Raw genomic sequence first — 26,299 nt, forward strand, 5'->3', positions numbered from 1 at the left:
CCAAAGGGCCCGTCCTTCCAAGGATGAAACCGCAGGTCACACCCTAGTTAGAGACCGGACCCTTACACACTCAATGAAACACCCTCGATACCGCGGAGCGCGGCACGGTGCGGTCCCGGAAGAAACCGAGCACCGTCACCTCGGTATCGGACAGCCGCACTCCCAGGCGCCAGTTCCGCCAGCTGATCCAGAGGAACACTCCGACAATTGCCACCAGCACAGCCACCTCGAGCAGGGCGGGTTGCGCCGCCACCAGCGCGGGGCCAAACTCAGTCCAAAGGGAGACCAGGCAAATGAGGACAAACGCAAACATCGCGATCCTCGTAACGAACAGCGGCCGGAAGACCCGCGTGCTTCCCGCCATCGCTCCCCTTTCCGCACCCTCGCATTGCTCGCATGCTGGGAATATTAGCTGCGGCGCGGAATATTAGCTGCGGCGCGGGCAGCTCGCGCGCAAGGAGCGTCACACTCGCGGGGCGCACCCGGCGGTCTTGGCACAATGGAAGGCATGACCCTTACGACGTTTGCCCTCGTCCGCCACGGCCAGACCGACTGGAATGCGCAACGCCGCCTGCAGGGATCCACCGATATTCCGCTGAACGACGTCGGCCGCGGCCAGGCGCGCGACGCCGTCGCCGGCCTGTCCGCTTACGAATGGGACGCCGTCGTGTCCTCGCCGTTGGGCCGCGCCGCCGAGACGGCTGACCTCATCGCGGCGGGCCTCGGACTGAGCGTATCGCGCCGCGTGCCAGGCCTGATCGAGCGCGGCTACGGCAAGGCCGAAGGCCTGCAGGACGGCCCGGAACTGGACGCACTGCGCATTCCGGGCGGCTTCGAAGGCGCCGAAACCGAAGAGGCAACGGCTGCCCGCGGGCTTGCCGCCCTGGAAAGCCTGGCCCAGGAGTATCGCGGCCGCCGCGTCCTGGTGGTGTCGCACGGCACGCTGATCCGCCTGGCCATGGACCAGGCCACCGGCCGGTCCCTCCCGAGCGTCGAGAACGCCGCCCTCAATCTCGCCCATCACCACCCGGTGAACGGCTGGGAACTGGAGCTCTTCAACGGCGAGCCTCTGCTGGCCGCCGTCGACGCCTAGCGTTCCGGGGCTGGTTCAGCTCGCTGCACGCGGGTGCCCCTTTTTGGCCGGGTGGGGGCCGGATGGTGGTGTTCCCACCACCACCATCCGCGGACACTGGCTACGCGCGGCGCCCCGACGGATCCTTGGATCACCGCCGATGACGAGCCAAGGACCACCCATGCCACTTGCCCTACACACCGCCACCGGGAGCTACGCGTCCATCGATGACCTTCTGGGCGACGGCCGCCATCGCTTCTTCAGCCACGGCTACAAGTCCACGCACCCGCGGCTGCGTCAACTCCGTGTGAACCACACACTGTCCGAGTCCTCGCTCTCTGCCCGTGCCGCTCTGGGCGTGGAGGGAACCTGGTCAGTCAAAGGGACTTCGGAACAGACCCCGCACCTGGGCACCACCGATGTCCTGGTGCTTGCCTGCAGGGCGGCCGAAGCTCTGCTGGCCAGCCGCTACTCACCGGAACTGTTGCGCGAGGCGTATCTGGAATCCGTGACCATCTCCGGCGGCAGCGAGCCCGTTGAGGGCGCCTTGGACGACCTCGATTGCCGGGCCACGCTGCAGGACCTGGGTAACCGATCCATCCTGCGATGCTCGGTCGCCTCCATGTCGGCCGTTGTGGAATTGGCCCATGCCTCGGCTGAACTCGGACTCGCGTCCGTCCAATCGCCCTCGGAGGAAGCCTTGGTGGGCGACGCCGGCACCCGCCTCTACGGCGACCTCTGGGCGGAACGTCAGGTTTCGTTGCGTGGCGTGGTCCTCGACGCTGAGGACGCAATTGCAACTGCGCAGGTCTCGTTCCATCAGCAGGATTCCGTGAGCGACCGACGCGGACTGGAAGCGGCGTACCCCGATGCGCTCTCCGCCATCGAGTATTTCGTGGCAACCCTGCAGTTGGGCCAGGTCCTGCTCTACCGGCTCGACGCCATGGACCGCGCCGACAGCAACACACTATGGATGCGAAAGACGCGCATCGCCCTCAACCGCTCCGGCCCGAATATCGGGAGCGGGCACGGAACCGGGTTGAGCGTGCGGCTGCGCAAAAGCCGGATGATCGCGAAGGACGGTGGAGCATGGCGCTGCGCCGACGTCGTAGGGACGTTCGACGGCGGCGAGGTCGTCTGCAGCGTCGCTCACCGCCTGCCCGCACACGTTGGGGCGCAGCCGGCAGGGGCCAGTCAATGAGCGCGGCGGCCGCCGTCGTCCGGGGCCTGGGCGGAGCGCTGCCGGAAAGGGTGGTCACCAACCATCACCTGTCCACCATCATGGACACCACGGACGAATGGATCAGGCGCCGGACAGGGATCGCGGAACGACGCCATTCGGCCGAGGCCGAGAGCACCAGCGTCCTGGCCACCACAGCCGCCCGGCGGGCTCTGGCAAGTGCCGGCGTCAATTCTGTTGGGTTGCTGATCGTGGCGACGTCGACGCCGGACAAGGTCTGCCCGGCGACCGCACCGAGGGTCGCGGCGAACCTCGGATTGCACGGTATTGCCGCCTTCGACGTCTCGGCCGTCTGCTCCGGGTTCGTGTACGCCCTGGCTACTGCAACGTGGGCTATCGCCTCCGGCGCCGTGAACTCGGCGCTCGTGATCGGCGCTGACACGTTCACCCGCTTACTCGATCCCTCCGACAGGACCACGTCCGTCATCTTCGGCGACGGCGCAGGCGCGGCCTATCTCTCTGCCGGTACCGTCGATGAGCCCGGCGCCGTCCTGGCCTCGACGCTCCACTCGGACGGAGACGGAGAGACGCTCATTCATGTGCCGCGGACCGCCGGGGCGTTCTTTGAAATGCAGGGCAAAGAGGTCTTCACGCAGGCGGTCTCCGCAATGTCAGAATCCGTGAAAACCGTGCTGGCGAGTGTTGGCTGGGAGGCGGCCGAAGTGGACTCGCTAATAGCCCACCAAGCCAACCTCCGGATCCTGAACACCGTTGCCTCCGTGACGGGCATCCCGGGTTCCAAGGCGGAAGTCCACCTGGACAGAGTGGGGAACACTTCCGCAGCGTCGATTCCGTTGGCCATGACCGATGCCGGAACCAAAGGCCACAGGAGTCCTGGCGACAAAGTCGTCCTCACGGCCTTCGGCGGCGGAACCACCTGGGGCGCCATCGCCATGACATGGCCAACGATTTCGGTAGTCGACCCACACTAGGGGCCACACCGATTCCTGCGGGGTTGGAGCCTCGCGGGACCACCGTGGCGCCGGCCATCCCGGGCCACTTGCACAAGGGGGAAACCAATGGAAATTACTGCACTGGACGTTGTCGATGCCATCCGTTCCACCATGGACGAACTCAGCCCCATGGGACCGGACGACTCGTTCGCGGACCTGGACATCGATTCACTCTCGCTCGTGGAGGCCGCAGTGATCCTGAGCAACAAGTTCGGTGTGCGCGTGGACGAATTTGAGCTGGCGGACGCAGGCACTGCGCGCGCTGCCGCAGGCCTGATCAGCGGAAAACTGACCCTGCAACCGGTCTCCTGACCACCATCCTTCACAAGACCCCAAAACACGCTCGAATCAAGGCACAAACAGTGAGGACACCCATGGCCATTCCGGCAATTGCAGTTGTTTACTATTCAGGCTCCGGCCACACCAAAGTCCTGGCGGAGGCAGTGGTTGCCGCTGCCGCTTCGGCGGGTGCCAGCACTGCGCTCCTGCGGGTGGATGAGCTTACTGAAGATTCCTGGAACTTCATCGACCAGGCCGACGCCATCATCTTCGGAGCCCCGACCTACATGGGCACAGCGCCCTCGGCCTTCCATGCATTCGCAGAGAAAACTGCCGGCCGCTGGGCCGTGCAGAAGTGGCACAACAAGCTAGGCGCCGGCTTCACCAACGCTGCCTGCAAGGCCGGGGACAAGAACTCCACCTTGGACTACTTCTCGACCTTTGCTGCCCAACACGGCATGAACTGGATCAACCTCGGTCTGCTTCCGGGCTGGAAGAGCACCAAGGGCACCGAAAACGACCTCAACCGCTTCGGCTACTTCAACGGTGCCGCCGCCCAGACATTTTCGGACGTTGGCATTGAAGGGGTCCATCCCGCTGACATCGCCACTGCCGGACATTTGGGCAGGAGGGTCGCTGAGATCTCAGCGATCTTCGCGGCCGGAAAGCTCGCGGTAGACCGGGACCTCGTCAGCGCGGGAGCCTAGCTGGCCCCCACCCCGGAAGACGCCGTCCGCGATGCCGCAGGATCCAACTGCAGCATCGGGGACAGTGTCGTTTCCACGGTCACTTTCACCGCCGGAAAACCGATGTGGAACAGGTGGCCACCGGGAAAGTCCTGCAGCCGCGGTTGTGTTGAACACCAGCCTGCCCAACGCAGGGAGTCCGAAGCCGGGACCAGGGGATCGTCCGGGCTGTACAGGACGGTGGCCGGCACCTCCAGCTGACCCGCAGCTTCCCTGCCCTGGTACGTAGCCAACAACGCCAAGTCCTCAAGGAGTACTTCGCGGGCGCGACCGGACGGTGCGCCCTCAGTGGCAGCTGCGGCAGCACCGGCGTCGTACATTCCGGATGGCGGGCGGGCCGCCGCCAGGAAGACATGGACCAGGCGACCGGTGCGCTGGAGCCGCATGGCAATTTCGAAGGCCAGTACCGCGCCCATGCTGTGGCCGTAGAGGGCGATCTGTGCGGCTGGAGACGTCTCGATGCGTTGGGCAAGACTGTCTGCGGCGGCACCGAATGACCCGAAATCCCTGCCGCGGTAGCCAAGCTTGGTGACATCCACACCGTCAAAACGCCAACCCGCAAAACTGGCGGTAGTTCCGCCGGCATGATGCAGGCAAAACAGGTGCACGCCGGCGCCCGGGGCTAGCTGAACGTAAGCCGGTGGCGGTCGTGTTCCATGCGGGACGCGGCTACGTCGTCCATGTGTTCCTCAGCCCATTCCTTCATTTCGAAAATGATCCGGAGCAGTGAATGGCCGCGGGGAGTCAGCTCGTAGTCAGTCCGGACAGGAACGGAGACGGTCGCGTGCCGGTCCACCAGGCCGTCGCGTTCGAGGGAGCGCAGGGTGGACGTCAGCATCTTTTGGCTTGCCCCGGGAATCCTCTTGCGGAGATCGCTGTGGCGTTGTTGCCCATCCTGCAACGCGAGCATCACCAGCGTGACCCATTTACTGCTGATCGCTTCAAGCAGCTGGCGGGCTGGGCAAAGGTCCAGGGAAGCGTTGTAGTGCTTCTGGGCCTTCTGACGTTTTTGTTCAGCCGTGAGAGTCATATCCCCAATACTTTCCTCATCAAATGGACTGGTGGGGCCAGCATACTGGGGGGTTGTTATGGTGCGGCAAACGGTGTAGCAAACCTTAACCCATTGAGGCAGGGGCGAGCAGCAATGATTCCCCGGCCAGGGCCATGAATTGAAGGTCCGAGTGGTGGTCTCCGTAGGCGAAACTCCCTATCAGGTCCACGTTGTGTTCCGCTGCGTGGGCAGCAACAGCCAGCGCCTTGGCATCTCCCACCAGAGGCCTCTCAACGTCCCCTGTGTAACGGCCATCGGCAACACGTGGGGCTGTGCACAGCAGCTCGATGCGAGGCCAGCGCCGCCGAACGCGTACCAAGGCCGGCTCGAATGACGCCGTCACCGCCACCAGCTTCCGCCCGGACAGCGAGTGCGCGTCCAGCAGCGAAGCCACAGGTTCCAGGAAGGGCCATTCGTCTGGAGATTCAGCCTGAAGATCCGCCCAGCGCTCGCCGGTTTGGGCCACCTCTCTGACACTGCGCCCACGCCACCAGCCGAAGTAGCGGGCATTGGTCGCGGCCCGGGGCACACCGTTCCGGGCGGCAGAACGCAAGCCGGCCAGGAACTCTTCGGCGTCGGCGGTGCAGGAACGTTCCGCGGCGTCGAAGCGAAGGAACTCGAAGATGGTGTTGTAGCCGGTGACGGTGCCATCGATATCGGTGTAGGCAGCCTGGCTTGAACTCTGGCGGCGGCGGGATCGTCCGGATTCTTCCACAGGAAGAATGCTAGGCACCGTTCCGCCGATTTCCAGCCGTTGAGGGCAGGGCACTTTAAGGTGCCCTAGGCACAAAAAAGTGCGTTCTTACGCTGCACCCAGGAGCCGGGCGAGGATCGACAACGGGGCACACAGCGTCCCCGAAGCAAAGCCTCGAAAGGAAGCCAATGCCTACCATCCTCCACATCAATGCCTCTCCCCGCTACGCCAACAGCGACTCCCTGCGGTTGGCCCGGCACTTCATCGACTCCGTCCAGGCTGCCGGTCCCGAGAGTTTTGAGCTGGAGACCCTGAACTTGTTCGACGACGGCGCGCTGCCGGTTTTCGGTCGCGTCGCCTCTGCCGCCAAGATGGCGGTCTTCAGCGGCCAGGCACAGACCCCGGACCAGGTGGCCGCGTGGGAATCCGCGCGCGCCGTTTTCGACCAGTTCGCCGCTGCCGACGCCTACGTCTTCAACATCCCGATGTGGAACGCAGGCGTCCCGTACGTCCTGAAGCAGTGGATCGACATCGTCACGCAGCCCGGATGGAGCTTCGGCTTCGACCCCGAACAGGGCTACCGCGGTCTCCTGGAGGGCAAACAGGCAGTCGCCATCCACACCAGCGGTGTCTACGCCCCGGGTGTTCCGGCCGCCTTCGGCTCGGACTTCAGCAGCACGTTCTTTGCTGACTGGCTGAACTTCGTGGGCATCGAGGACGCCACGCACGTGCGCTTCGCCCCCACCGTCCTCAACGGGGACGTGGACGGCACCCGCAAGGTTGCCGAGGCTGACCTGAGCGACGCCGCCATCGAGTTCGCCGGCAAGCTCAGCGCCGCGGGAACCCTCCAGCTCGTCAACGACTAAGGCGGCCGCTGTGCGCATTGGCATCTCGGGTACCTACTCCTCGGGCAAGACGTTCACGTCCATGGCCCTGTCCCACTACACCGGGCTGCCCCGGACCCGGGCCAGGACCATGCGGGAAATCCTGCCTGAAGCCGCCCCGGGCAAGACCCTCGAGGAATGCACGGCAGCCGAACTCATCCAGATGATCGTGACACGCCATGTGGAACGGGCCGTTTACGAGGACAAGCTTTCGGACGGCTTCATTTCGGATGGGTCCTCCCTCCAGGAGTGGATCTACGGGTCGGTACGGGTTTCGCTCGGCTTGAACCCCAGCGCCTCGGCGCACCTTGCCGCGGGAGAAACCGTGGAGAAGACACCGGAGCTGGCGTTCTTCGAGGAAGTCATGATGAGCCTTGGCAACAGCTTCAAGAGGCACGTACAGAACTCCTTCGACGTCTTCGTGCACCTGAAGAACGAGCTCCCGCTCTCAGCTGACGGTCACCGGCCGGTCAACGACCAGTTCCGGAACATGTCGGACGCCATCCTGCAGCAGACCATGGACGAGCTGGGCATCCCGTTCCACGTGGTGTCGGGTTCGGTGGAGGACCGCCTGGAGCAGATCGCGTCCCTGTTCGACCTCCAGCCGCGCATGAGTCCGGCGGACGCCACCCGCCTGGCTTCCGAAGAATATGCACAACTCGACGTCCGCTCCGAACGGGAGCGTGCTGCGTCCGGGCAGGAGCCAGTTCTGCAGTAGCCGATTTAGCAATCAGGAATCCTCCGGATCCGCGGTTTGGATTCCGCTCACCGGTACGTCCGGCCAGCCCCTGCGGCTGGCCGGACGATCGTCATTAGTGGAGAACCATGCGTACCGATCAGCACCCATCAACCCAGGCGCGCTCCAATCACGCGCGTTTGGGCGAGTTCTTCCGCACGCGGCGAGAGCAGACCCGCCCCGAGGATGTCGGGCTACCGGTCAGCTCCCGACGCCGGACTCCCGGGCTCAGGCGTGAAGAGGTCGCCGTCCTGGCCAACGTGGGGGTGTCCTGGTACACGTGGCTGGAGCAGGGCCGGGCCATCGGGGCCTCAGAGGAAATCCTGGACGCGATTTCGGACGCTCTGAAGCTCGGCCCCGAGGACCGGACCTATGTCCGCAGGCTTGCGTCAGGGCGCCGGGCGGGTCCGGCCAGCTCAGTCGGCCGGTCTCGCGGTCCGGCCGGAAATCCGGGCCCGGCCTCCGACGTGGCGAAGGACAGGCTGTTCGACGCCGACGACGACCAGCTGGCACTCCTGCAACAACTGGTGGATGCCATGGCCAATCCCAGTTACATCGCAGACCCTTTCTGGGTTGTCGTCGCCATGAATACCGCCGCGGAGAATACCTTTGACACGCGCGTCGGCAAGAGCTGCCTGCAACGGTTCTTCACCGACCCGGAATTGGCGAGGCCACATGTCCACAAAGAGATGATGGCACGTTCCATGGTGGCCCAGTTCCGCGCCCAGTCCGCCAAGTTCCCCGACGATCCCCGGTTCGATGTCATGGCGCACGGCCTTTGCGAGGTCTCCGAGGCCTTCCGCGAACTGTGGGAACGCCAAGTGGTAGGGGATTCCTACCATGTGGACGTCGTGTACGAACATCGAACCATGGGCCGGCTCAGCTTCGCCCCGGTGGTCCTCTCCGTCCCACAGTTCCCCGCTCTCAGGTTGTTCACGTACTTGCCCAAGAGCGGGACGGGGACGCAAGCTGCCCTGCTCGGGATGAACAGAAAAGCCGTGGTCTAGCTCCCCATCCGGGCGGCGACGCGCGCGATGGCGTCTTCCGGCGTCGGCGGCGGTCCGAAGACCTCGGCCTGGCGGGTGGTATCGGCGACGTATTTGCCGGTGTCGAACCAAGCGGCCATGGCCGCCATGTCGGCCGTCAGCGGGACGAACTTGCCAGTGATCTTTCCTGCCACGCGCAGCGCACCGGTGGGCATGGCGAGGACCTTGATGTCCTTGTCCGAATGCGCTGACATCAGCTTCGCGGCGTCCACCATGCTGAGCGACCGGCTCCAGCCGATGTCGATGCGCTCCCCGGAGGCGATGTCCGCGTCGACCGCGTCGACCAGATACCCGGCGAGGTCACTGGTCAGGACGAAACTCAGCGGCGCGTCCTTGGAGCCGAACCACATGACGCGGCCCTTCTCGAACGGGTTGCCCATCCGGGTGACCATGTCGAAGAACGCCCCGGGACGCAGCGCCACGAACGGGACCCCGAGTTCCTCGAGCTTGTCCTCGGCGAGCTTCTTGTGCCAGAAATGCGGCACCTGCGGCGTCTGGTCGCTGGTGAGGATGCTGATCAGCACGACGCGCGGGACCCCGGCAAGGTTCGCGGCGAACCCGAAGTTGGCGTAGCCGAAGGTGTCGATCGCCTCGGCGTTCCTGTCGTTCCGGGTGTAGCCGGCCGCCGTCGAAATGACGGCCGCGACGCCGGTCATCGCCGTAACGAGCGACCCGGCGTCGAGCATGTCCCCGCGGGCGATCTCGACGCCTTTTGCCGCGAGCTTGCCGGCGTCCGACTTCGGACGGACCAGCGCGCGGACCCGCTTGCCGCGGCTGAGGAGTTGGTCCACCACCTGGCCGCCAAGGTATCCAGTTGCTCCAACGACGAGGACGGGCTGTTCTTCAGTCATGGCTTCTCCCGGGGGTTGCTCCTGGTTCCAGTCGTAGCACGGACGGCGGCAGGCTGGTAGGGCTGCCCCTACCCCGGGGGACGGCTATGAACCCTCGGAAAGAGCCTGGGTTCTCTTCCCGATCTGTTCCAGAAGGGGGCCCACCTCGATCCCAAGAAGTGTGGCCGCGACGCTGCCGATCAGGTCCAGCACGTACGCGCGGCTCGCGTTACCCGCGAGGACGTCCATCACAAGGCCGTCCTCCTGCGCGACGAGGATGCGTGCGACCTTCGCGGGATCAACCAGGGGCGAAAACTCTGCCGCACGCACACCTTCGGCGATGATTTCCTCGTACACGCGTTGCTGGGCACCGGTGAATTCCTTCTGGATCCGGCGGAGTTCGGCGTCGCGCAGCGAGTGCGGCCAGTATTCGTAGAGGATCCTCGAAACGTCATCGTCCGGGTCCGCCGTCGTGCCGGCACCGATTACGGCCGCCAGCTTGGCGGTGGGACCCATATCCGCGTCAACCGCTTGGGCGAGCTTTTCAAGGAAGCTGTTGGACGAGGCCTGGACAGCGGCGGCGACGATCTCGGCGTGGCTTCCGTAGTAGTAAAGCACCGCGTTCGCGGCCATTCCGGCTTCCGCGGCTATGGCACGCAGAGTGGCTCCCTCAGCGCCGTCGCGCGCCGCCACCGCCTGCGCGGCCGCAGCGATCTGCTTCCGCCGGGCTTCCTTCTTGTCGATTTTGGCCACTGCCGGATCCCCCTGAAATTCACTGTTGACTTTGAGTCTAGGGCGGTATTGAATGGCATTCAAATTTTGAATGTGATTCAAATAACTCGCAAACCCCACACAGGAGCGACCATGTCCCACCCTCTTCCGCCACCCGCGCCTCCGGCGGCGGCACCATCCAAAGGCCTCAAATCCGGTTCAATCGGCATCGGCCCCACTGTGGCGCTCGGCCTTGCCGCAGTTGCCCCGGCCTACAGCCTGGCGGTGACCCTCGGCTTCGTGGTCCTTGCGGTCGGCGCGAGCACGCCGGCGGCATTCCTTCTGGGCTTCGTGCCGATCCTGTTCACCGCGTTGGCGTTCCGTGACTTGAACCGGGAAATGCCCGACTGCGGCGGGGTGTTCGTGTGGATCAGCCGGGTCTTCGGGTCCTTCGCAGGCTGGTTCCTCGGGGGCTGGGTACCGCAGATTGCCACCTTCATCGCCAGCGCCGCCCTCGCCCAGGTGGCCACGACTTACCTTCTGAACTTCGTCGGGCTGGCGTGGGCGGCCTCAGATCCCGTCGTCGTTGCCGTCATTGCGTGCGGCTTGATCGCACTGAGCGCAGTGGTCGCAGCGCGCGGAATCGAGCTTTCCACCTGGGTCCAGTACGCCCTGATCGGCTTGCAGCTCGTGGCGCTCGGCGGCTTCAGCATTGCGGCCTTCGTTGCGATGGCAGGCGGCAATTCGGCCGCCGGCGCCGAACAGCCGAGTCCGGAATGGCTCAGCCCCTTTGCCTCAGGTGACGTCTCCGGCCTGGTTTCCGGCGTCATCCTCTGTCTTTTCATCTACTGGGGCTGGGATGCGCTGATCGCCGTCAACGAGGAAACAACCGACCGCAAGGCAACCCCCGGCAAGGCTGTAGTCCTGACCACCGTCATCCTGCTGTTCTTCTACGTCGTCACGGCGACCGCCGCCGTCGGATATGCGGGGACCGCCGGCATCACCGATCCGGAAACGGTCTCCGACGTTCTTTCCGTGCTCGGCCCCCAGGCAACCGGAGAGCTCTTCGGACAGGTGATTGTCCTTGCCGTCGGCTTGTCCGCGCTGGCTGCACTCATGACCGTGGCGGTGAGTACCCCGCGGTCATGGCTGAGCATGGGAACCTATGGCGCCCTGCCCCGCACTGTCACCAGAATGCATCCCCTCAGGGGAACCCCTACAACGTCAATTGCGTGGTGGGCCCTGCTCAGCATCGCCGTGACGGTAGTGCTGACAGCCATCAGCGCCGATTTCATCGGACTGGCCATTCTCTCCGTAGGCCTGATGATCGCCGCCTACTACGCGGCAACCGCGCTGGCCTCCGTGGTGTACTTCGCTCCACAGATGCTCACGTCGCCCAAGGCACTGCTGGTAAAGGGAGTACTCCCCGGGCTCGGCGCCCTCATGATGCTCGGCGCCTTCGCGTACAGCGCCGTCGATATGCTGTCCCCGGAATACGCCGGGCTTTCCTGGCTCGGCATAGGATCCGTCTTCTGGATCGGGGCCGGATCCCTCGTGCTGGGCCTGCTGGTGACTGCGGCGATCAGGCCGAAGCTCCGCCCCTACTTTTCCGGCCAAACGATACCCCGCGGGAACGTCACCACCCGCAGCGAACTGCAATCCATCCTGAGCAACGAAACCGAGGCATAGATGCGCGTCCTGTCCATTGCAGCAATCCAAACGAAGCCCGTCCCGTACGACGTCGAAGCGACGTGGGCCCGGTTCGCGAGCCAGGCCGAAGCAGCGAAAGAGCTCGGTCCGGAAATCGACATCATCGTGGCGCCCGAACTGCTGCTTTCCGCGCCGGGGGAATTCCTGCTTCCCGACCCCGAGGCCGAAACCCGCTCCGCTGCGCCAATCCCCAGCCAACTCACGGAGCGCATCTGCGCCTTGGCCCGCAGGCTGGATGTCTGGCTTGTTCCCGGCTCACTCCTGGAAACGGCGAACGGAACCACCTACAACACCGCCATCGCCGTGTCCCCGCAAGGGAAGATCGTGGCCCGCTACCGGAAACTATTCCCGTGGCGTCCTTTCGAAACAACCACGCCGGGCGATTCCTTCGTGACGTTCGATATACCGGGCCGTGGACGGATCGGGTTGGCAATCTGTTTTGACGGCAGTTTCCCCGAGGCGGCGCGACAGCTCGCGTGGCTCGGCGCCGAAGCCATCATCCAGCCCACGCTTACTACGACCCGGGACCGGGAAATGGAAATCGTGATGTCCCGGGCCAACGCCTTCGCCAACCAGGTCTATGTGGTGAACGTCAACGGCGCGGATCCCTCAGCCGTGGGCGACAGCGTCATCGTGGATCCCGAAGGCACCATCATGCAGCAAGCGAGGGGTGGCGAAGAGATCCTGTTCGCCGTTCTTGACCTGGACCGGGTCGCACAGCTCCGCCGCTACGGAACCCATGGAATCAACCGCCCCTGGGCCCAGCTCCGGGACCAGCAGGGAATCCTGTCATTTCCCATGTTCGGCGGCGCACAATTCCAGGCGCCCGCATGGAGCAACGAGGATCTCGCGGCCTCCCGCCGCGACGCGGCCGTCTGAGCGAGGCGGCAGACTACCCCGAGCGGCACCAAACGAAACACGCGTCCGACGGCGGTCTCCCGCCGTCGGACGCGTGATATCCCGACGGGTGCGGCGCGGCCGACGCGCCCCTGCCCTACCGCAGCACCCCTACCGCAGCACCGAGCTGAGGAGCAGGCTCGTTTCGCTGTTCACCACGCCGTCGATCGAGCGGATGCGGCCCAGGACGGCGTCGAACGCCGTGAGGTCCTCGGTGCGCAGTTCGGCCACGAGATCCCAGCCGCCATTGGTGGTGTGCAGGGCACTGATTTCGGGGAAGCCGCGGAGTTGCCGGATGACCTTGTCCGTGGAGCGGCCCTCAACCGCGATGAGGGACACCGCCCGGATGGTCAGGGGGTCCAGCTCGTCGCGGACCCGCACCGAGAAGCCCACCACGGCGCCCGAGGACACGAGCCGTTCAAGCCGGCTGTTCACCGTGGCCCGCGCCACCCCGAGTTTCCTGGCCAGCGCTACCACCGGCGCGCGGCCGTCCTCGCGTAGGGCGGAAATAAGGCGCCGGTCCAGGTCATCAAGTTCAGGCATGCACACAATGTATTGCCAACATCATCACTTTGCATGGTATTCAGCCGAAAAGTCGGCATTTCCGCCCTTGAGCATGCAAACCGCCCCTCCGTACTGTGGCTGGCAGCAAAGTGCTGCTTACAGGAAAGAGGACGCCATGGCGCGTTTTGTCGACGTTCAGAACATGGTCCGCTGGGTTGCCGAGCGCGGCCCCGGGCGGGTCATTGCCGAGATGATCGAATACATCGAAGACGACTTCCGGCGCTGGGAGCAGTTCGACAAATGCGCCCGCGTGGCCAGCCACACCCCGTTCGGCGTCATCGAACTGATGCCTACGTCCGACCACGAAAGCTACGGCTTCAAGTACGTCAACGGCCACCCGTCGAACCCGTCGCGGGGCTTCCAGACCGTCACGGCCTTCGGTGTGCTCGCCGACGTCCACAACGGCTACCCCACGTTCCTGGCCGAGATGACCGTGCTCACCGCCCTTCGCACGGCGGCGACGTCGGCCATGGTCGCCCGCCGCCTGGCCCGGCCGGATTCCCGCGTGATGGCCATGATCGGAACCGGCAGCCAGTCGGAATTCCAGGCGCTGGCGTTCCGCGACGCGTTGGGCATCCGCGAGCTGCGGGTTTGGGACACGGATCCTGCAGCCGTCGCGAAGTTCCTCAGGAACGTCGAACCGCTGGGCTTCGAGGTCACCGTTGCCGCATCGGCCGCGGATGCCGTGGCCGGCGCCGACATCATCACCACCTGCACGGCCGACAAAGCCCAGGCCACCATCCTCACCGCCGGGCTGATCGGCGCAGGCGTGCACCTGAACGCGATCGGCGGCGACTGCCCCGGCAAGACCGAGCTGGACCCGGCCATCCTGCGCCGCGGCGGGGTGTTCGTCGAGTTCACCCCGCAGACCCGGATCGAAGGGGAAATCCAGCAACTGCCGGCCGACTTCCCCGTCACCGAATTCCACGAAGTCCTGGCGGGCACCAAGCCGGGCCGCACCTCCTCCGAGCAGATCACCATCTTCGACTCGGTCGGCTTCGCCATCGAAGACTTCTCCGCGCTGCGCTACGTCCGGGATTCCGTTGCCGGCACGGCATTCTTCGAGGAGATCGACCTCGTGGCAAATCCCGATGACCCCAAGGATCTGTTCGGTTTGGTCTCGGCGCTGGCGCCGGTGGGGTGACGTTGGTGGGTGCGCCCGCTCATTGGCGGCGCGCTCTTGGGGACCCACTCGTTGGGGCGCGCCGCCCGTCCGACGGCGGGTGGTCGCCGTCGGGGTGACCACCCGCCGTCGGGCGTCATGCCGCCTGCCGCTTCTGCGGACCCCTACGGCGGCGGGTGCAAGGGTTCTGGACGCGGGCCAAACACCAGGCGGGCCTTTTTGTCAGACCCCCCTGGCAGAGTTGATGCATGGAAGGGATTGCCCAGCTCACGGGTCCGCGGACGGTAACGTCGGCCGCGGTGATGCTTCTGAGCGCCCGTCCAGCGGGCCGGGCGGCCCGGGGCGTAGAAGATGCGCTCGAACAGGCAGACGACGCATTGGCATCGCTCCGCATCGATGCCGCCGCCGAAGCGCGGTTGTTCGGATTCGCGGAAGCCGCGGATTTCGCGGGAAGGGTGGAGGAACTCTCGCGGGCGGTGGAGTTCCTGCAGCTCGTCGCCGCCCACGCCGTGGAACGGACCCGGCACGAGGGACAGCAGGACCCGTCATCGGCGCCCGGCTGGCGCACCGGGTGGACCGAGGCCGCAACTGTTTCGAGGCCTACGGCCCGTTCCGCACCTGAGTTTGTCGACGATGGGTACCGGAACGCAGCGGAGTTCCTGCGAGCCAGGCTTCGGATCAGCATCAGCGAAGCCCGGCGTCGGCTTGCGCTCGCCCCGGACGTGTTGTCCAGCGCCGGCATGGCCGGCCAGGACATTCCGCCGCGGCGCGAGGTACTCGCAGCGGCTGTGTCCTCAGCGCTGGTGCCGTCCCGGTCCGCGACTGTCGTCAGCGCCACCCTGGATAGCGTTCGCCACCTCATCAAAGAGGACGCGATGGCCCGGCTTGAACAGGAACTGACCGCCGTCGCGGCCGAGTCCGACCCCGATTTCCTGGTGAAGACGGCCAAACGCTGGACCGACGCGATCGACCAGGACGGCGCAGAACCCAGCGAGGAAGCTCTACGCCAACTCCAAGGTGCTTTTGTCCGCAAGCCCCGGCACGGCCTGCGGCACCTGGAAATCTTCGCCACGGCCGAACAGTTCGAAACACTCACGACGGTCATGAACGTGGCGGGCAACCCCCGGCTGCAAGACACCGCGGGCGGCGGAGACGCGGAACTGGATCGCCGCTCCCGCGCACAGAAACTACTGGACGGCTTGGTCGGCGCTTGCGGAGTCGCCCTGGCCGCCGGCGAGTTACCGGCAAACGGCGGCCTCCGGCCCCAGGTCATGGTGACCATCAACTACCGGGACCTCCTCGAACAGCTCAACCACGCAGCGACCACCGCGAGCCCCCAGGGGAGCCCGCGCACCAGCAGCGGTTCGGCAACGTTCCAAGGCCCGATTCATCCCAACATCATCCGCAAGATTGCCTGCGATGCGGACATCATTCCCGTCCTGCTCGGCAGCGACTCCCGCGTCCTGGATATCGGCCGCACCAGCCGGATTTTCCCGCCCCACATCCGCAAAGCGATCATTGCGAGGGACCAAGGCTGCGCTTTCCCGGAGTGCACCATACCGGCGCCCTGGTGCGAGGCCCACCACATCACCTACTGGTCACACGGCGGCCCTACCAGCACAGGGAACGGCACCCTGCTCTGCAGCCACCATCATCACGTGATCCACAAAGAACAGTGGAAAATCACCTTCAAAGCCGGTGTCCCCTGGTTCGTCCCGCCACCGCACGTCGATCCCCGCCAAACGCCCCGGCGAAACCACCACCACACACCTCTTAGGACATGAAACACCGCAGGTCCTCCACCGCCGCGTCCGCGCGCCAAACGCTGCAACGCCCCGACCCTGGGGGAGGTCACCCGTGCGACCGGCGGGCGGGCGCCGTCGTGCTGCCCGCCCAACCTAAGCGAAGTATCCGTAGATCGTAAAGATGTAGATCAACAAGACCACGTAGCCGACAGCGAACAGGGTCTGGTACGGCCACCGGGTCCGGCGGAGGTCCCGTTCATTGACGGAGTGGCTACCCGTCGTTCGGGGCCGGATGCCTTGGACGGCAGGAAGCTTCACCCGGTAGACGGTCAGGGAAGCGATGTGAAGCGCGGCGGCCGTGTAGGCCAGGGCCGGAACACCCAGCCAACCTGTCGCCAAAGGAAGGGCCAGTTCTGCTACGGCTGCAATGACAATTCCAAGCAATTGCAGACGTTGGAAGAACACATCTATCCGTGAATTTTCCTTCAAGGGAAGCCGGAACCTGCCAGCCACTGCGACAGATGCGGCGATCAGGACGATCGAGAGCAGGATCAGGAAGCGCGCCATCAGCTCCATCTCGGCTCCCCCAAGAACGACAACTCGTCGGCCACGTCCGAGCAAGAAGAGTGTCATGCTACCGCTGATCTGCCTATCCGGGGAGCCTGGCGTTCAGCGAGGCCAAAACGCCCAATTCCCCAAGCGACCCCCTACCGCCCCGGCCATCCCGTGTACGCCTCGGCGAGGTACGCCTGCCCGTGCCGGGAGGACACCACCGAGTGCAGTTCGCCCAGCTGCCGGGCCCTGCTGAAATCGTCTGCGCCAGGCAATGTGTGCAGCATGGAAGTCATCCAGTACGAGAAGTGCTGGGCCTTCCACACCCGTTCCAGGGCACGGTCACTATAGGAGTCGAGCAGCGCGGCGGAGCCGGCCCCGTAGAAGGACTCGAGCCCCTCAGCCAGCAGCCGGACGTCGTTGATGGCAAGGTTCAGGCCCTTGGCACCGGTGGGCGGGACGGTGTGCGCGGCGTCGCCGGCCAGGAAGAGGTTGCCGTGGCGCATCGGCGCGTGCACGAAGCTGCGAAACGGCAGCACCACCTTCTCCAGCACCGGCCCCTCCTTGAGCTCGAAGCCGTTGCCATTGACCCGCTTCCGGAACTCGGCCCAGATCCGCTCGTCATCCCATTCAGCCGCATTCTCAGTGGGATCGCATTGGAAGTACATGCGCTGCACGGTCTCGGTGCGCTGGCTGATGAGCGCGAAACCGTGCTCGGAGTTGGCGTAGATCAGCTCGTCCGAGCTGCGCGGGGCCTCGGCCAGGATGCCGAACCACGCGAAGGGGTACTCATGGAAGTACTGCGTGCGTGCGGCCTCGGGGATCTGGCGCCGGCAGTGGCTGCGCGAACCGTCCGCGCCCACCAGGAAGTCGGCCTCGACTTCGAATTCCTTCCCGTCGGCGTCGGTGAACCACAGCTTCGGCTTGCCCTCGAGCTCGTGGACGCTGGTGTCCGTGACGCCGTACCGGACGTCGCCGCCGTCGGCCTCCCGCCGCGCGGCGAGGTCCATGAACACGTCCGTCTGCGGGTACAGCCAGACCGACTCCCCCACCAGGTCCTTGAAGTCGATGCGGTGGCTTTCGCCGTTGAAGCGCAGCTCGATGCCGTCGTGCCGGTCGCCCTCGCGCAGCACCCGGTCCGAGACGCCCGAGTCCACGAGCAAGTTGACTGTGCTGTGCTCGAGGATCCCGGCGCGGACGGTCTCCTGGATGGCCCGGCGGCTGCGGATGTCCACCACCACGGACGCGATCCCGTGCTGCGCCAGGAGGTGGGAGAGCATGAGCCCTGCCGGGCCGGCGCCCATGATGGCCACCTGGGTGGTGATGCGCGTACGTGCCACGGTGTTCCTCGCTTCGTTGCGGTGTGCGGCGGCGTGCCGCCCGGCTTGGAAACAGTGTGGACCGGAGCAGGTGAGCGGCGTTACACGGATTCCGTTGAACGGAAACCGCCCGGCTCGGCGAGCTGCCTCGCGATCCCCCGCGCCGCCGTCTGGAGCGCCGGCACCAGCGCCTGCAGCCGGACTTCGGCGAGCGGCACCACGACGCCGAGCGCCGCCACCGCCCGCTTCCCGCCGTCGAGCACCGGGACGGCGATGCCCCAGGTGTCCGGGTCCACCACCCCGGCGAGCTCGGCAAACCCCTGGCGGCGGGTTTCGGCGAGCATTTGGCGCACGACGCCGGCCGTCACCTTCCCCGCCGGATCATGGAATTGCGTGAGGTACTCCGCCTGGACCGTCTGGGGTTGGTGCGCCATCAACGCCAGGCCGGCGGAGGAGATGTGCACCGGCATGCGGCCGGCGACCCGGGCCCGGTTCGCCACCGACCCCCGCCGCGACAGCCGCTCCACGAACAGGACCTCCCAGCCCTCCAGCACGCCGAGGTTCACGTTCTGCTTGAGCACCTGCTGGATGTCCTCCATGAAGGGCATGGCCGCCTGCCTCAGTGCGAGCGCCGGCGAATTGCGGCTGACGAGTTCCCAGAAGCGCAGCCCCAGGCGGACATTGCCGCCGACGCCGAGCTCCAGCAGGCCGTGACCCGCGAGTTGGCGCACCAGCCGGTGGGTGGTGGAAAGGGGTAGCCCCGAGCGTTCCGCCAGCTCGGACAACTGGAGCGCGTCCGCCCCTTCGGGGAAGGCCTCGATGACCCGGACCACACGGTCCACAACCGAGTCTCCGGATGCCGAGTTCGCCATTGTCCTGCTCCTTTGCAGCGACCGCACCCACAGCGGCCCGTTTCCATTCAATGGTAGGGCGGCGACTGCCTGACGTGAGCAGGATCGTGCCGCCAATCCCGGTGCCACAGGCAACCAAGCTGTCCCGGCACCGGGCTGAGGGCTACGATTTTTCAATGCTGTGTATTGAGGTCGCGGACGTCGTGGTGGCAGCCCCCGGAACCGTGATGGACGTCCTGGCGGATGCCAGCAACTTCGAAGTCTGGGACTCAGGCACCACCCACCATTCAGGCGACGTACGGAACGGATCCCGGATCGTCCTGGGCAACGGACACCACCACTGCGCCTTCGACGTGCAGCTGGCCCGGGACACTCGGATGACCTGGACCCACACCGGGTTCCTCGGCCTTTTCCGCGCGACCCGCACCTACATCCTTACCCCCGGCACGGGCGGAACACGCGTGCAGGTCGTCGAAACCTTCACCGGCCCGCTGGCCCGGACCATGCGCGCCCGGGGCCCGTTGGCCGGGTCGACAGCAGCACTCAACCAGCACCTCCAGGCGGCGAAATCCAGGGCCGAACTCCTCGAGCGGACGGGCATCTCCCGCCGCACACCGGACGCATCGGCGGCCTGAAATAGCCCGCTGGCCCGCTACGCCGGAAGCAGCCCGAGGACCGGCAAGCTGACCCCAGTCGCCACCGCCATGGCCACCGTGTTGCCGATGGACGGATGGAAACCGGCCGGCAGCCGGGCGGCCACGGCCCGGGCCACGGGAGGTGCGAGGACCGCACCCAGCACGGCCCCGCCCACAATTCCCGTCCAGGAACCGCCCGTCGCGAGCACCGCCGCGGGCGCCACCGACACCACTGAGGCGTACGTCGCCGCCCAGCCGCCGTCGCGGTACCAGCCCCGCCAGAGGACGACGCCGATGGCCGAGGTCAGTGCCTGCCCGAACAGGATCTGCGGCAACAGCCCGGACCCGTAGGCGGGCAGCGCCGGGTTGAGGACGAACGCCGTCGCGACGCCCAAAAGCAGGCCGGCGCTGGCGAGCTCATTGGCGAAGAACGGAGCCTCGCTGAAGTCGCAGAAGACCCGGCGGGCGGCCCAGACCGCATCGCCCTTGAGCCCGGGAACGGACGACGGCGGCTGCCAGGCTACCGCGGGATCCTCCCGGAAGGGTTCCGCCGGGAGGCTCAGCCAGGGCAGCTTCCGCGCGATGGCGAACGTCAGCGCTGCGCCGGCCGCCATGGCAAGGACGCAGGCCACCACCGCGGGCAGGCCCAGGGGCCGGGAGACGGCGGCAATCAGCAGCAAGGCGAGCGGCGTCGTCGTCAGCGCTCCCAGCACCGCGCCACTCAGGCACGTCTTCCACCCGGGACCGTACACCAGGACCACGGCCGGGGCCACGGAAACGAACGGCACGAACGTCGGCTGCCACCCGGCGTCGAGCATCCAGCCGAAGGCGAAATTGGAGATCAGCAGGCTCGACGCAGCGGATGCCAGCAGCCACGGCCACAGGCCGGTCCCGTACGCGAGCGCCGCGCCCGACCACTTCTTCCGGCGGCGGCCGGCCCACCATGCCAGGCCGGCACCGGCGAGCAGGGCCAGGGAGGCGAGCTCGGACTTGTAGAACTGCGGCTCGCTCATGTCGCCCAGGAACCAGCGGAGGGCCGCGAACGCATCCTGCGGCACGGCGGCGGCCCAGCCCCCGGACCCGGCCCCGAGCCTGGGCGAAAAACGGGCAAGGAAATCCAGCGCCAGGGCGAAGCCGCCGAACAGCGCCGCAACGCCCAAGGCCCCGATCGCCGTGCCGGCGAAGCCGCGTTCGAGGGCTTCGGGCTCCCGCGTGTTTTTCGGGAACCGGGCAGGCCCGGACAGGGCAGAGTCAAGCGTCATTGGTGGCTCTTCGGGGTGTGATGGGGCGTAACACCGAGCAGCGTAAACCGCGCACCCGCCAGGGCCAGCGCCGTGGCGCCTGGCAGCAGATTGTGACCGGGAACCGGCGTCCGGGCCGCCGCCCGAACGGCCCCGTCCGGGTCGAGGAGCTAGTGCGCCGCGACCGCCAGGAAGCGGATCGGCAGCTCCACCAGGCGCAGCGGCCCGTGGGGGCCTTCGCCTTCGAAGACCAGGGAGTCGCCGGGCGCGAGTTCGTACTCGTATGAGCCGTGGAAGTTCCGCCTCGGCTTCGACGACTCGCTCGACGTGGTGGGCGTCCACCTGGTGGGCGGCGTGATCGGCACCCTCCTGATCGGCCTGTTCGCCACCGAGTCTGCGCCGAACAAGACCGCGGGCCTGTTTTACGGCGGCGGGTTCACCCTCCTCGGAACGCAGGCCTTGGCCACCGCGGCGGTGCTGGCGTACTCCTTCGCCGTCACCTGGATCTGCGCGAAGATCGTCCAGTTCACGGTGGGGCTGCGGATCGACGAGCAGGACGAGCTGCGGAGCATCGACATCGCCGCCCACGCCGAAGAGGCCCACGTGATCGACGAGGAGCCCCGTGCAGCTCGGTTCGCCCTCGAGGACGCAAACGTCAGCCGGGAAAGTCGAAGGCGAGCTCCAGTGTCCGGGCGGACTCGCCGCCCGGACACTGGGGCTCGCCGCCCGGACCTTCCAAAGCCAGCGACGCCGTGACGCGGGTGCCGTCGTCGTGGATTTCGAAACGTCCCGCCCGCAGCACCGGCGCTGCGCCGCCCAAGTAGACCAGGGACGCGAACACGCTGCGGTTTCCGGCCAGGGTGCCCTCCAAAATGCCGCACGCCGCGTGCCGCCCCAGCGGCGAGGCCGCCTCGGCCCGGAAAACGTCCGGGCGGGAGTAGCCGTGCAGCGGCCAGATCGCGGAGTGGAGCCCGGCCGTGCGGAGAACCTGCCCGTGTGGCCCCTCCCCACCGGCCACCGGACCAGCCGCCGGAGGAACGGCGGACGCCAGCGCGTACCCGCCCTCGCGGACCGTGCCTTCGGGCGTCCGGCCACGGCGGTCCACCACGTGCACCCGCAGCTCGTAGCCGCCGGTGGCGGTCGTGGCACTCGCCACCCGCCAGGGCGAGTCTGCCTGGTCCTCGACGTCGGACCACACCGGGGCGTGCCAGCTCGCCGCCTGCTGTGGCGCGGCCGGGCCGGAGACGGCGCCCAGCCGGTGGATCCGGGAGCGGCGGCTCGGCGTTCCGGAAGGATCCAGGACCGCGAAGTGGTTGTCCGCGGGAGCTTCGGTGAACATCGGCGCCGTGTGGCTGGAGTAGGCGAGCCGGCGGTAGTGCGGATCGTCGGGGCCGGGCGCGTAGTACTTGTCGCTGCCGTGGTTGAGGACGCGGGCGATCCCGTCCGACGCCGTGCTGTGCAGCAGGTAGTTCGGCGCGGCGCTGTGGCGGAGGTGGTCGGCGGTTTCCACGGGCGCGGGCTCCTCGACGGCGGTCCACACCGGATGTGCGGCCGGCAGCAGCAGTCCCACGAACGCCTTGGACGTCCAGAACGGCGAGGCCGGGCCGGAGTAGGACTGCACCATAGGCTCGAAGGAATCCAGCCAGCCGAGCGTGGGCAGCCCGTCGGGGTACGCGCCGCCGTCGAGGAAGTACTTGGCCGCGCCGCTCGCGATCCGCCGGGCCTGGCCGGGCGTCAGCGGGCCGGCGTTTCCGGCAAGGAACCCCAGGAACAAGGGCGCGACGGCGGCGTAGCGGTAGATCAGCGAGCGCCCCTGGAACACCGGGGCACCGTCGCCGGCGCCCGGATCCTGCCCGGCCCCCGGATCCTGCCCGATGCCCGGATCCTGCCCGATGCCCGGAACGCTCCCGCCGAAGAACAGCACATGGTCCTCCAGGAATTCGGCCAGCCGGCCGGCGTACCGTTCCCCCAGGGCTTCGGCCGAAGGGTGCCGGCCCGCGGCGAAGCCCGCCCACAGCGCCGGGTAGAGGTGCAGGGCCCAACCGCAGTAGTAGTCGTAGAAGTCGCCCGTTCCACCGTTGTCGCCGTCGCGGTACCAGCCACAGCCTTCGTACCAGTCCTCGAGCCGCTGCAGCCCGTACTCGATCTGCGCCTCGTTGTGTTCGAGGCCGGCCCCGGCGAGGAACTCGGCGATCAGCACCTGGAAGAGCACCCAATTGTTGTCCCAGGCTTCGCTGCGGGACGAACCCTGGAGCCAGGCGGCCACCTGGCGCTGCTCTCCTGCCGAGAACGTGTCCCACAACCACGGCCTGGTCAGCTGCAGGCCCAGCGCCACGGAGGCCGCCTCCACGATCGGCTGGCTGCGGTCCACGATGGCAGGCCAGGCCTCGCTGCTGCCGGGACGGGTTCCCTCCAGGATCCCCTCCCGGTAGATGGCCAAGTGCCCGAAAGGATCGTCTCCCTGTTCGCCGGCCACACGGAAGGCGGCCAGCATGAAGGTCCGGGCGAAGCCTTCCAGCCCGTCGGACAGTTCGCCGGACCACGACGGTCGGCCGGGAAGCACAATCTGCGCCTTGCCCGGGGTGAAGTGGCGGCGGGCCGCGAGGAGCTGCTGGTCGGCGAAGGCGAGCCAGTGGTCCCGGGTCCAGCCGGTGATGGGGCTGAGTTCGAAATCCGGGTCCGGCATCGCGAAAGGGCCGGAGAGCTTCAGAAGCGGTTCGTGTGCAGTCATCTTGACTCCACACTCTAGGTCCGCTCTAGTTCATGGTGAACAATCTGAACATTACTGAACACCACCTTCCAGGACGGACCAATGCTCCCCGAGGACCGAAAAGAGCTCATCCTTCGCGAACTGGCCATGCGCGGTTCCCTCAACGCCGCCACGTTCGCGGCCAAGGCCGGCATTTCCGGAATGACCGTCCGCCGCGACCTGGCCGTCCTCGCCGGACAGGGCCTGCTGGTCCGCGTCCACGGCGGCGCGGTCGCCGCCCAGGAGACCTCGCCGGGGCCGCAGCGCAACCCCAAGGCACCGCGACCCCGCCGCATGCCCCTGGCGACCATCGGCATGGTGGTCCCATCGGCGTCGTACTACTTCCCGGGGGTGATCCGCGGCGCCGAAGCGGCCGCGCAGGAGGCCGGCGTCAGGCTGGTCCTGGGCGTCTCGAACTACTCGGTGCAGGAGGAGCAACGGCAGCTGCGGCGCCTGCTGGACAACGGCGTCGACGGCATCCTCGTCACCCCCAGCGAGGCCGCGCTGGCGGGCACGGACACGCTCGCCCTGCTGGGCGGCGCCGGGGTCCCGGTGGTGGTGGTCGAGCGGTCCATCGAGGACGCGCTCGACGACGGCGACCTTGAGTCCGTGCGCAGCGATCACGTCCGCGGGGCGGAGATTGCCGTGAACCACCTGCTCTCGCTCGGGCACAAGAAGGTTGCGCTGTGCGTCCGCGAGGGCAGCCCGACGGCGCCGCCGGTGATCGAGGGCTACCACCTCGCGCTTCGGCGCGCGGGCATGCCGCGGGACGAAACCCTGGTGCAGGCGCTGGCCCGGCCGCGGACCGACCCGGCAGGGCACCGGGCCGTCGTGGAATCGCTGCTGGACCGCTTCGCCGCCGAAGGCGTCACCGCCGCGGTCATCCACACGGACGAGGACGCCCTGCAGTTCACCACCGCCTGCCAGGAGCGGCAGCTGCGGGTACCGGAGGACTTCGCGATCGTGGCGTACGACGACGAGATCGCCGCCTTGGGTGCCGTTCCGCTCAGTGCCGTGGCACCGCCGAAGTTCGACGTCGGGTACCAGGCCCTGCTGATGTGCGTGAACCGGATCGGCGGGCGCCGCGGCGGAACGGGCGCGCTGCAGCGGGTCAGCCTGTCGCCGACGCTCGTGGTGCGGGACTCGACCCGGGCCTGAGGGTTTCAGGGATCTGCCTCGCGCTCGTTGTTCACTTCTGTTCACTTCGTTGAGTCTGTTCACTTTTGTGGATTTTATGGTGTGCATTCCTTCGCATCGTGAATTCAAGGGAGAACACAATGAAGCGTCGCCACCTCTTGCTCAGTGCAGCAAGCCTGCTCACCAGCGCGGCCCTGCTGACCGGCTGCGGCACCGGCCCCGCAACCACCCCGCCCGCCCAGTCCGGTGAAGCCAGCGGCACCATCACCTTCTGGTCCTCCTTGGCCGGAATGGACAAGGTCGCCGAGAAGTTCAACGCCAGCCAGGACAAGATCAAGGTCAAGTTCGAAACCATCCCCAACGGCGGCAACGGCGGCTACGCCAAGCTGTCCACCGCCATCACCGCGGGCAACGGCCCGGACGTCTCCACCGTGGAGTACGCCCAGCTGCCCCAGTTCGTCAGCAACGGCCAGGTGGTTCCGCTGGACGACTACATCGACAGGGCCAACACGGTAGACAAGCTCAGCGAGCAGATCCGCGGCCTGGTGCAGTTCGACGGCAAGAGCTACGGCCTGCCCTACGACGCCGCCCCGATGGTCATGTGGTACCGCAAGGACCTGCTGGACAAGGCCGGGGCCGCGGTTCCGAAGACCTGGGAGGAATTCGAAGCCGCCGGCAAGAAGCTCAAGGCCGCGTCCCCCAAGTCCTACCTGGCCAGCTTCTACCCGAACGAACCCACCCTGATGGCCGCCCTGTCCTGGCAGGCCGGGGCCAAGTGGTTCAGCACCGAAGGCGACAGCTGGAAGCTGGGCCTCAAGGACGAGGCCACCAAGAAGGTGTCCGCCTTCTGGCAGCGCATGATCGACGAGAAGATCGTCAAGGTGGAGCAGGCCTTCAGCGATGAATGGAGCGCGGACCTGGCCAACGGCACCCTGGGCGGCGTGCTCGGAGCGAACTGGAGCGCCACCGGCATCCAGAAGCGCACCGAAGCGGCAGGCCAGAAGGGCAAGTGGATCGCGGCCGAGGCTCCCAACTGGGGCACCCCGGCCGGCGCGTTCTACGGCGGTTCCAGCTTCAACATCACCAAGAGCAGCAAGAACCCCGCGGCCGCCGCGAAGTTCATCGCGTACCTGGCCACGAGCCCCGAAGCCATCGCAGCCCGCGGCAACACCGGTTCGGCCTTCCTCGCCTACCCCGGCCTCACCAAGGAAGCCCAGAAGGCCTTCGATGCCGGCTACTTCGGCAACGACATCTACGGCGTCTTCGACAAGGCCTACGCCACCATCCTTCCCGGCTGGCAGTGGGGCCCGAACTGGGACGTCACCAACACCGCCCTCAAGGACTCCTTCGGCGCGCTGACCACCGGCGGAAAGATCGACGCCGCCCTGGACAGCTCCAGCGACGCCACCCTGTCCGGCTTCAAGCAGAGCGGCCTGTCCGTCAAGGACTAGGGCGTGTCTCTAAATTCGGCCCGGCGCTCTTTGGCATGCTTGTTGGGTGTCTCGTTTTGCGCAGCTGACTGATGAGCAGTGGT

The 26,299-nt window shown here is 66.8% G+C and carries 29 protein-coding genes; 17 read left to right on the top strand and 12 right to left on the bottom strand.

What is annotated here, in order from left to right:
- Positions 1-70: 70 nt before the first annotated feature.
- Positions 71-364: a hypothetical protein gene (locus D3654_RS12885; protein ID WP_120521895.1), complete on the bottom strand. Its 294-nt coding sequence runs from the start codon at positions 362-364 to the stop codon at positions 71-73.
- 144 nt (positions 365-508) lie between these two features.
- On the opposite strand from D3654_RS12885, the gene D3654_RS12890 reads away from it, so the two are divergent.
- The 5 genes from D3654_RS12890 (at position 509) to D3654_RS12910 (ending at position 4,251) form a co-directional block, all read left to right on the top strand.
- Positions 509-1,093 (top strand): histidine phosphatase family protein, encoded by a 585-nt coding sequence (locus D3654_RS12890; protein WP_120521896.1) that lies wholly within the window; start codon positions 509-511, stop codon positions 1,091-1,093.
- A 160-nt stretch (positions 1,094-1,253) separates the two neighbouring features.
- On the top strand, positions 1,254-2,273 hold the full coding sequence (locus D3654_RS12895; RefSeq protein ID WP_162943729.1) for an AvrD family protein: 1,020 nt from the start codon (positions 1,254-1,256) through the stop codon (positions 2,271-2,273).
- Positions 2,270-3,244 (top strand): beta-ketoacyl-ACP synthase III, encoded by a 975-nt coding sequence (locus D3654_RS12900; RefSeq protein WP_120521898.1) that lies wholly within the window; start codon positions 2,270-2,272, stop codon positions 3,242-3,244. Before D3654_RS12895 ends, D3654_RS12900 begins: the two co-directional genes overlap by 4 nt.
- An 87-nt stretch (positions 3,245-3,331) precedes the next feature.
- A complete protein-coding gene (locus tag D3654_RS12905) occupies positions 3,332-3,577 on the top strand; it encodes an acyl carrier protein (protein ID WP_245413219.1) in 246 nt (81 codons plus the stop codon).
- A 62-nt stretch (positions 3,578-3,639) separates the two neighbouring features.
- Entirely contained in the window at positions 3,640-4,251 is a 612-nt protein-coding gene (locus tag D3654_RS12910) for a flavodoxin family protein (RefSeq protein ID WP_120521899.1), read from the top strand.
- On the opposite strand, the gene D3654_RS12915 is transcribed toward D3654_RS12910, so the two are convergent.
- The 3 genes from D3654_RS12915 to D3654_RS12925 all read right to left on the bottom strand — a co-directional run bounded on the left by D3654_RS12915 (position 4,248) and on the right by D3654_RS12925 (position 6,056).
- Complete coding sequence (locus D3654_RS12915; protein WP_120521900.1) at positions 4,248-4,898, bottom strand: thioesterase II family protein; 651 nt, start codon at positions 4,896-4,898, stop codon at positions 4,248-4,250. The genes D3654_RS12910 and D3654_RS12915 overlap by 4 nt on opposite strands.
- A 14-nt stretch (positions 4,899-4,912) precedes the next feature.
- Positions 4,913-5,320, bottom strand: a complete 408-nt coding sequence (locus tag D3654_RS12920) for a winged helix-turn-helix transcriptional regulator (protein ID WP_120521901.1) — start codon at positions 5,318-5,320, stop codon at positions 4,913-4,915.
- An 85-nt stretch (positions 5,321-5,405) separates the two neighbouring features.
- On the bottom strand, positions 5,406-6,056 hold the full coding sequence (locus D3654_RS12925; RefSeq protein WP_162943730.1) for an HAD family hydrolase: 651 nt from the start codon (positions 6,054-6,056) through the stop codon (positions 5,406-5,408).
- Positions 6,057-6,223: 167 nt separating this feature from the next.
- On the opposite strand from D3654_RS12925, the gene D3654_RS12930 reads away from it, so the two are divergent.
- The 3 genes from D3654_RS12930 to D3654_RS12940 all read left to right on the top strand — a co-directional run bounded on the left by D3654_RS12930 (position 6,224) and on the right by D3654_RS12940 (position 8,662).
- Positions 6,224-6,901, top strand: coding sequence for an FMN-dependent NADH-azoreductase (locus D3654_RS12930; protein WP_120521903.1), 678 nt, complete (start codon positions 6,224-6,226; stop codon positions 6,899-6,901).
- A gap of 10 nt (positions 6,902-6,911) precedes the next feature.
- Positions 6,912-7,637: an AAA family ATPase gene (locus D3654_RS12935; RefSeq protein WP_120521904.1), complete on the top strand. Its 726-nt coding sequence runs from the start codon at positions 6,912-6,914 to the stop codon at positions 7,635-7,637.
- A gap of 107 nt (positions 7,638-7,744) precedes the next feature.
- A complete protein-coding gene (locus tag D3654_RS12940) occupies positions 7,745-8,662 on the top strand; it encodes a helix-turn-helix transcriptional regulator (RefSeq protein WP_120521905.1) in 918 nt (305 codons plus the stop codon).
- Here the strand turns inward: D3654_RS12940 and D3654_RS12945 are convergent.
- A complete protein-coding gene (locus tag D3654_RS12945) occupies positions 8,659-9,552 on the bottom strand; it encodes an SDR family oxidoreductase (RefSeq protein WP_120521906.1) in 894 nt (297 codons plus the stop codon). The two genes, D3654_RS12940 and D3654_RS12945, sit on opposite strands and share 4 nt — an antisense overlap.
- Before the next feature lie 84 nt (positions 9,553-9,636).
- Positions 9,637-10,284, bottom strand: a complete 648-nt coding sequence (locus tag D3654_RS12950; RefSeq protein ID WP_120521907.1) for a TetR family transcriptional regulator C-terminal domain-containing protein — start codon at positions 10,282-10,284, stop codon at positions 9,637-9,639.
- A 111-nt stretch (positions 10,285-10,395) separates the two neighbouring features.
- On the opposite strand from D3654_RS12950, the gene D3654_RS12955 reads away from it, so the two are divergent.
- Entirely contained in the window at positions 10,396-11,931 is a 1,536-nt protein-coding gene (locus tag D3654_RS12955; RefSeq protein ID WP_120521908.1) for an APC family permease, read from the top strand.
- Entirely contained in the window at positions 11,932-12,831 is a 900-nt protein-coding gene (locus D3654_RS12960; protein ID WP_120521909.1) for a carbon-nitrogen hydrolase family protein, read from the top strand.
- A 129-nt stretch (positions 12,832-12,960) separates the two neighbouring features.
- Here the strand turns inward: D3654_RS12960 and D3654_RS12965 are convergent, their stop codons facing one another.
- Positions 12,961-13,392: an Lrp/AsnC family transcriptional regulator gene (locus tag D3654_RS12965; RefSeq protein ID WP_120521910.1), complete on the bottom strand. Its 432-nt coding sequence runs from the start codon at positions 13,390-13,392 to the stop codon at positions 12,961-12,963.
- A 136-nt stretch (positions 13,393-13,528) separates the two neighbouring features.
- Here D3654_RS12965 and D3654_RS12970 point away from each other — a divergent pair, with 136 nt between their 5' ends.
- Positions 13,529-14,557: an ornithine cyclodeaminase gene (locus D3654_RS12970; RefSeq protein ID WP_120521911.1), complete on the top strand. Its 1,029-nt coding sequence runs from the start codon at positions 13,529-13,531 to the stop codon at positions 14,555-14,557.
- Positions 14,558-14,784: 227 nt separating this feature from the next.
- The gene (locus tag D3654_RS12975) at positions 14,785-16,320 is read left to right on the top strand and encodes an HNH endonuclease signature motif containing protein (protein ID WP_120521912.1); all 1,536 of its coding nucleotides are present in this window, start codon (positions 14,785-14,787) and stop codon (positions 16,318-16,320) included.
- Positions 16,321-16,434: 114 nt separating this feature from the next.
- Here the strand turns inward: D3654_RS12975 and D3654_RS12980 are convergent, their stop codons facing one another.
- The 3 genes from D3654_RS12980 to D3654_RS12990 all read right to left on the bottom strand — a co-directional run bounded on the left by D3654_RS12980 (position 16,435) and on the right by D3654_RS12990 (position 19,024).
- Entirely contained in the window at positions 16,435-16,857 is a 423-nt protein-coding gene (locus D3654_RS12980) for a hypothetical protein (protein ID WP_120521921.1), read from the bottom strand.
- Positions 16,858-16,988: 131 nt separating this feature from the next.
- Positions 16,989-18,173: a 4-hydroxybenzoate 3-monooxygenase gene (locus D3654_RS12985; RefSeq protein WP_120521913.1), complete on the bottom strand. Its 1,185-nt coding sequence runs from the start codon at positions 18,171-18,173 to the stop codon at positions 16,989-16,991.
- Between the two features lie 80 nt (positions 18,174-18,253).
- On the bottom strand, positions 18,254-19,024 hold the full coding sequence (locus tag D3654_RS12990; RefSeq protein WP_120521914.1) for an IclR family transcriptional regulator: 771 nt from the start codon (positions 19,022-19,024) through the stop codon (positions 18,254-18,256).
- 155 nt (positions 19,025-19,179) lie between these two features.
- Between D3654_RS12990 and D3654_RS12995 the strand changes: the two genes are divergently transcribed.
- Positions 19,180-19,638: an SRPBCC family protein gene (locus D3654_RS12995; RefSeq protein ID WP_162943731.1), complete on the top strand. Its 459-nt coding sequence runs from the start codon at positions 19,180-19,182 to the stop codon at positions 19,636-19,638.
- Positions 19,639-19,655: 17 nt separating this feature from the next.
- Here D3654_RS12995 and D3654_RS13000 read toward each other — a convergent pair whose 3' ends face one another.
- On the bottom strand, positions 19,656-20,900 hold the full coding sequence (locus tag D3654_RS13000) for a hypothetical protein (protein WP_205571799.1): 1,245 nt from the start codon (positions 20,898-20,900) through the stop codon (positions 19,656-19,658).
- Positions 20,901-20,920: 20 nt separating this feature from the next.
- Between D3654_RS13000 and D3654_RS20820 the strand changes: the two genes are divergently transcribed.
- Both D3654_RS20820 and D3654_RS20825 read left to right on the top strand, forming a co-directional pair.
- On the top strand, positions 20,921-21,166 hold the full coding sequence (locus D3654_RS20820; RefSeq protein WP_245413220.1) for a hypothetical protein: 246 nt from the start codon (positions 20,921-20,923) through the stop codon (positions 21,164-21,166).
- Positions 21,167-21,209: 43 nt separating this feature from the next.
- Positions 21,210-21,635, top strand: coding sequence for a hypothetical protein (locus tag D3654_RS20825; protein WP_245413221.1), 426 nt, complete (start codon positions 21,210-21,212; stop codon positions 21,633-21,635).
- Here D3654_RS20825 and D3654_RS13015 read toward each other — a convergent pair.
- Positions 21,535-23,610 carry a DUF2264 domain-containing protein gene (locus D3654_RS13015; protein WP_120521917.1) on the bottom strand — a complete coding sequence of 692 codons (2,076 nt, stop codon included), beginning with the start codon at positions 23,608-23,610 and terminating at the stop codon, positions 21,535-21,537. The genes D3654_RS20825 and D3654_RS13015 overlap by 101 nt on opposite strands.
- Positions 23,611-23,691: 81 nt before the next feature.
- Here D3654_RS13015 and D3654_RS13020 point away from each other — a divergent pair, with 81 nt between their 5' ends.
- Together D3654_RS13020 and D3654_RS13025 are read left to right on the top strand one after the other, a co-directional pair.
- Positions 23,692-24,786 carry a LacI family DNA-binding transcriptional regulator gene (locus tag D3654_RS13020; RefSeq protein ID WP_120521918.1) on the top strand — a complete coding sequence of 365 codons (1,095 nt, stop codon included), beginning with the start codon at positions 23,692-23,694 and terminating at the stop codon, positions 24,784-24,786.
- 119 nt (positions 24,787-24,905) lie between these two features.
- Positions 24,906-26,216: an ABC transporter substrate-binding protein gene (locus tag D3654_RS13025; protein ID WP_120521919.1), complete on the top strand. Its 1,311-nt coding sequence runs from the start codon at positions 24,906-24,908 to the stop codon at positions 26,214-26,216.
- Positions 26,217-26,299: the final 83 nt, after the last annotated feature.

This window comes from Arthrobacter celericrescens (genome assembly GCF_003614925.1).
GTDB classification, from domain to species: Bacteria; Actinomycetota; Actinomycetes; order Actinomycetales; family Micrococcaceae; genus Arthrobacter; species Arthrobacter celericrescens.

Bases quoted from the DNA above. Each gene is read 5' to 3' on its own strand.
- D3654_RS12900 (WP_120521898.1), top strand. From the start codon at position 2,270: ATGAGCGCGGCGGCCGCCGTCGTCCGGGGCCTGGGCGGAGCGCTGCCG.
- D3654_RS12910 (WP_120521899.1), top strand. From the start codon at position 3,640: ATGGCCATTCCGGCAATTGCAGTTGTTTACTATTCAGGCTCCGGCCAC.
- D3654_RS12965 (WP_120521910.1), bottom strand. From the start codon at position 13,392: ATGCCTGAACTTGATGACCTGGACCGGCGCCTTATTTCCGCCCTACGC.
- D3654_RS12905 (WP_245413219.1), top strand. From the start codon at position 3,332: ATGGAAATTACTGCACTGGACGTTGTCGATGCCATCCGTTCCACCATG.
- D3654_RS12890 (WP_120521896.1), top strand. From the start codon at position 509: ATGACCCTTACGACGTTTGCCCTCGTCCGCCACGGCCAGACCGACTGG.
- D3654_RS12930 (WP_120521903.1), top strand. From the start codon at position 6,224: ATGCCTACCATCCTCCACATCAATGCCTCTCCCCGCTACGCCAACAGC.
- D3654_RS12975 (WP_120521912.1), top strand. From the start codon at position 14,785: ATGGAAGGGATTGCCCAGCTCACGGGTCCGCGGACGGTAACGTCGGCC.
- D3654_RS12990 (WP_120521914.1), bottom strand. From the start codon at position 19,024: ATGGCGAACTCGGCATCCGGAGACTCGGTTGTGGACCGTGTGGTCCGG.
- D3654_RS12960 (WP_120521909.1), top strand. From the start codon at position 11,932: ATGCGCGTCCTGTCCATTGCAGCAATCCAAACGAAGCCCGTCCCGTAC.
- D3654_RS12955 (WP_120521908.1), top strand. From the start codon at position 10,396: ATGTCCCACCCTCTTCCGCCACCCGCGCCTCCGGCGGCGGCACCATCC.
- D3654_RS13000 (WP_205571799.1), bottom strand. From the start codon at position 20,900: ATGACGCTTGACTCTGCCCTGTCCGGGCCTGCCCGGTTCCCGAAAAAC.
- D3654_RS12940 (WP_120521905.1), top strand. From the start codon at position 7,745: ATGCGTACCGATCAGCACCCATCAACCCAGGCGCGCTCCAATCACGCG.
- D3654_RS12885 (WP_120521895.1), bottom strand. From the start codon at position 364: ATGGCGGGAAGCACGCGGGTCTTCCGGCCGCTGTTCGTTACGAGGATC.
- D3654_RS12980 (WP_120521921.1), bottom strand. From the start codon at position 16,857: ATGGAGCTGATGGCGCGCTTCCTGATCCTGCTCTCGATCGTCCTGATC.
- D3654_RS12995 (WP_162943731.1), top strand. From the start codon at position 19,180: ATGCTGTGTATTGAGGTCGCGGACGTCGTGGTGGCAGCCCCCGGAACC.
- D3654_RS12945 (WP_120521906.1), bottom strand. From the start codon at position 9,552: ATGACTGAAGAACAGCCCGTCCTCGTCGTTGGAGCAACTGGATACCTT.
- D3654_RS12970 (WP_120521911.1), top strand. From the start codon at position 13,529: ATGGCGCGTTTTGTCGACGTTCAGAACATGGTCCGCTGGGTTGCCGAG.
- D3654_RS12895 (WP_162943729.1), top strand. From the start codon at position 1,254: ATGCCACTTGCCCTACACACCGCCACCGGGAGCTACGCGTCCATCGAT.
- D3654_RS12920 (WP_120521901.1), bottom strand. From the start codon at position 5,320: ATGACTCTCACGGCTGAACAAAAACGTCAGAAGGCCCAGAAGCACTAC.
- D3654_RS13020 (WP_120521918.1), top strand. From the start codon at position 23,692: ATGCTCCCCGAGGACCGAAAAGAGCTCATCCTTCGCGAACTGGCCATG.
- D3654_RS13015 (WP_120521917.1), bottom strand. From the start codon at position 23,610: ATGACTGCACACGAACCGCTTCTGAAGCTCTCCGGCCCTTTCGCGATG.
- D3654_RS20820 (WP_245413220.1), top strand. From the start codon at position 20,921: ATGGGGCGTAACACCGAGCAGCGTAAACCGCGCACCCGCCAGGGCCAG.
- D3654_RS13025 (WP_120521919.1), top strand. From the start codon at position 24,906: ATGAAGCGTCGCCACCTCTTGCTCAGTGCAGCAAGCCTGCTCACCAGC.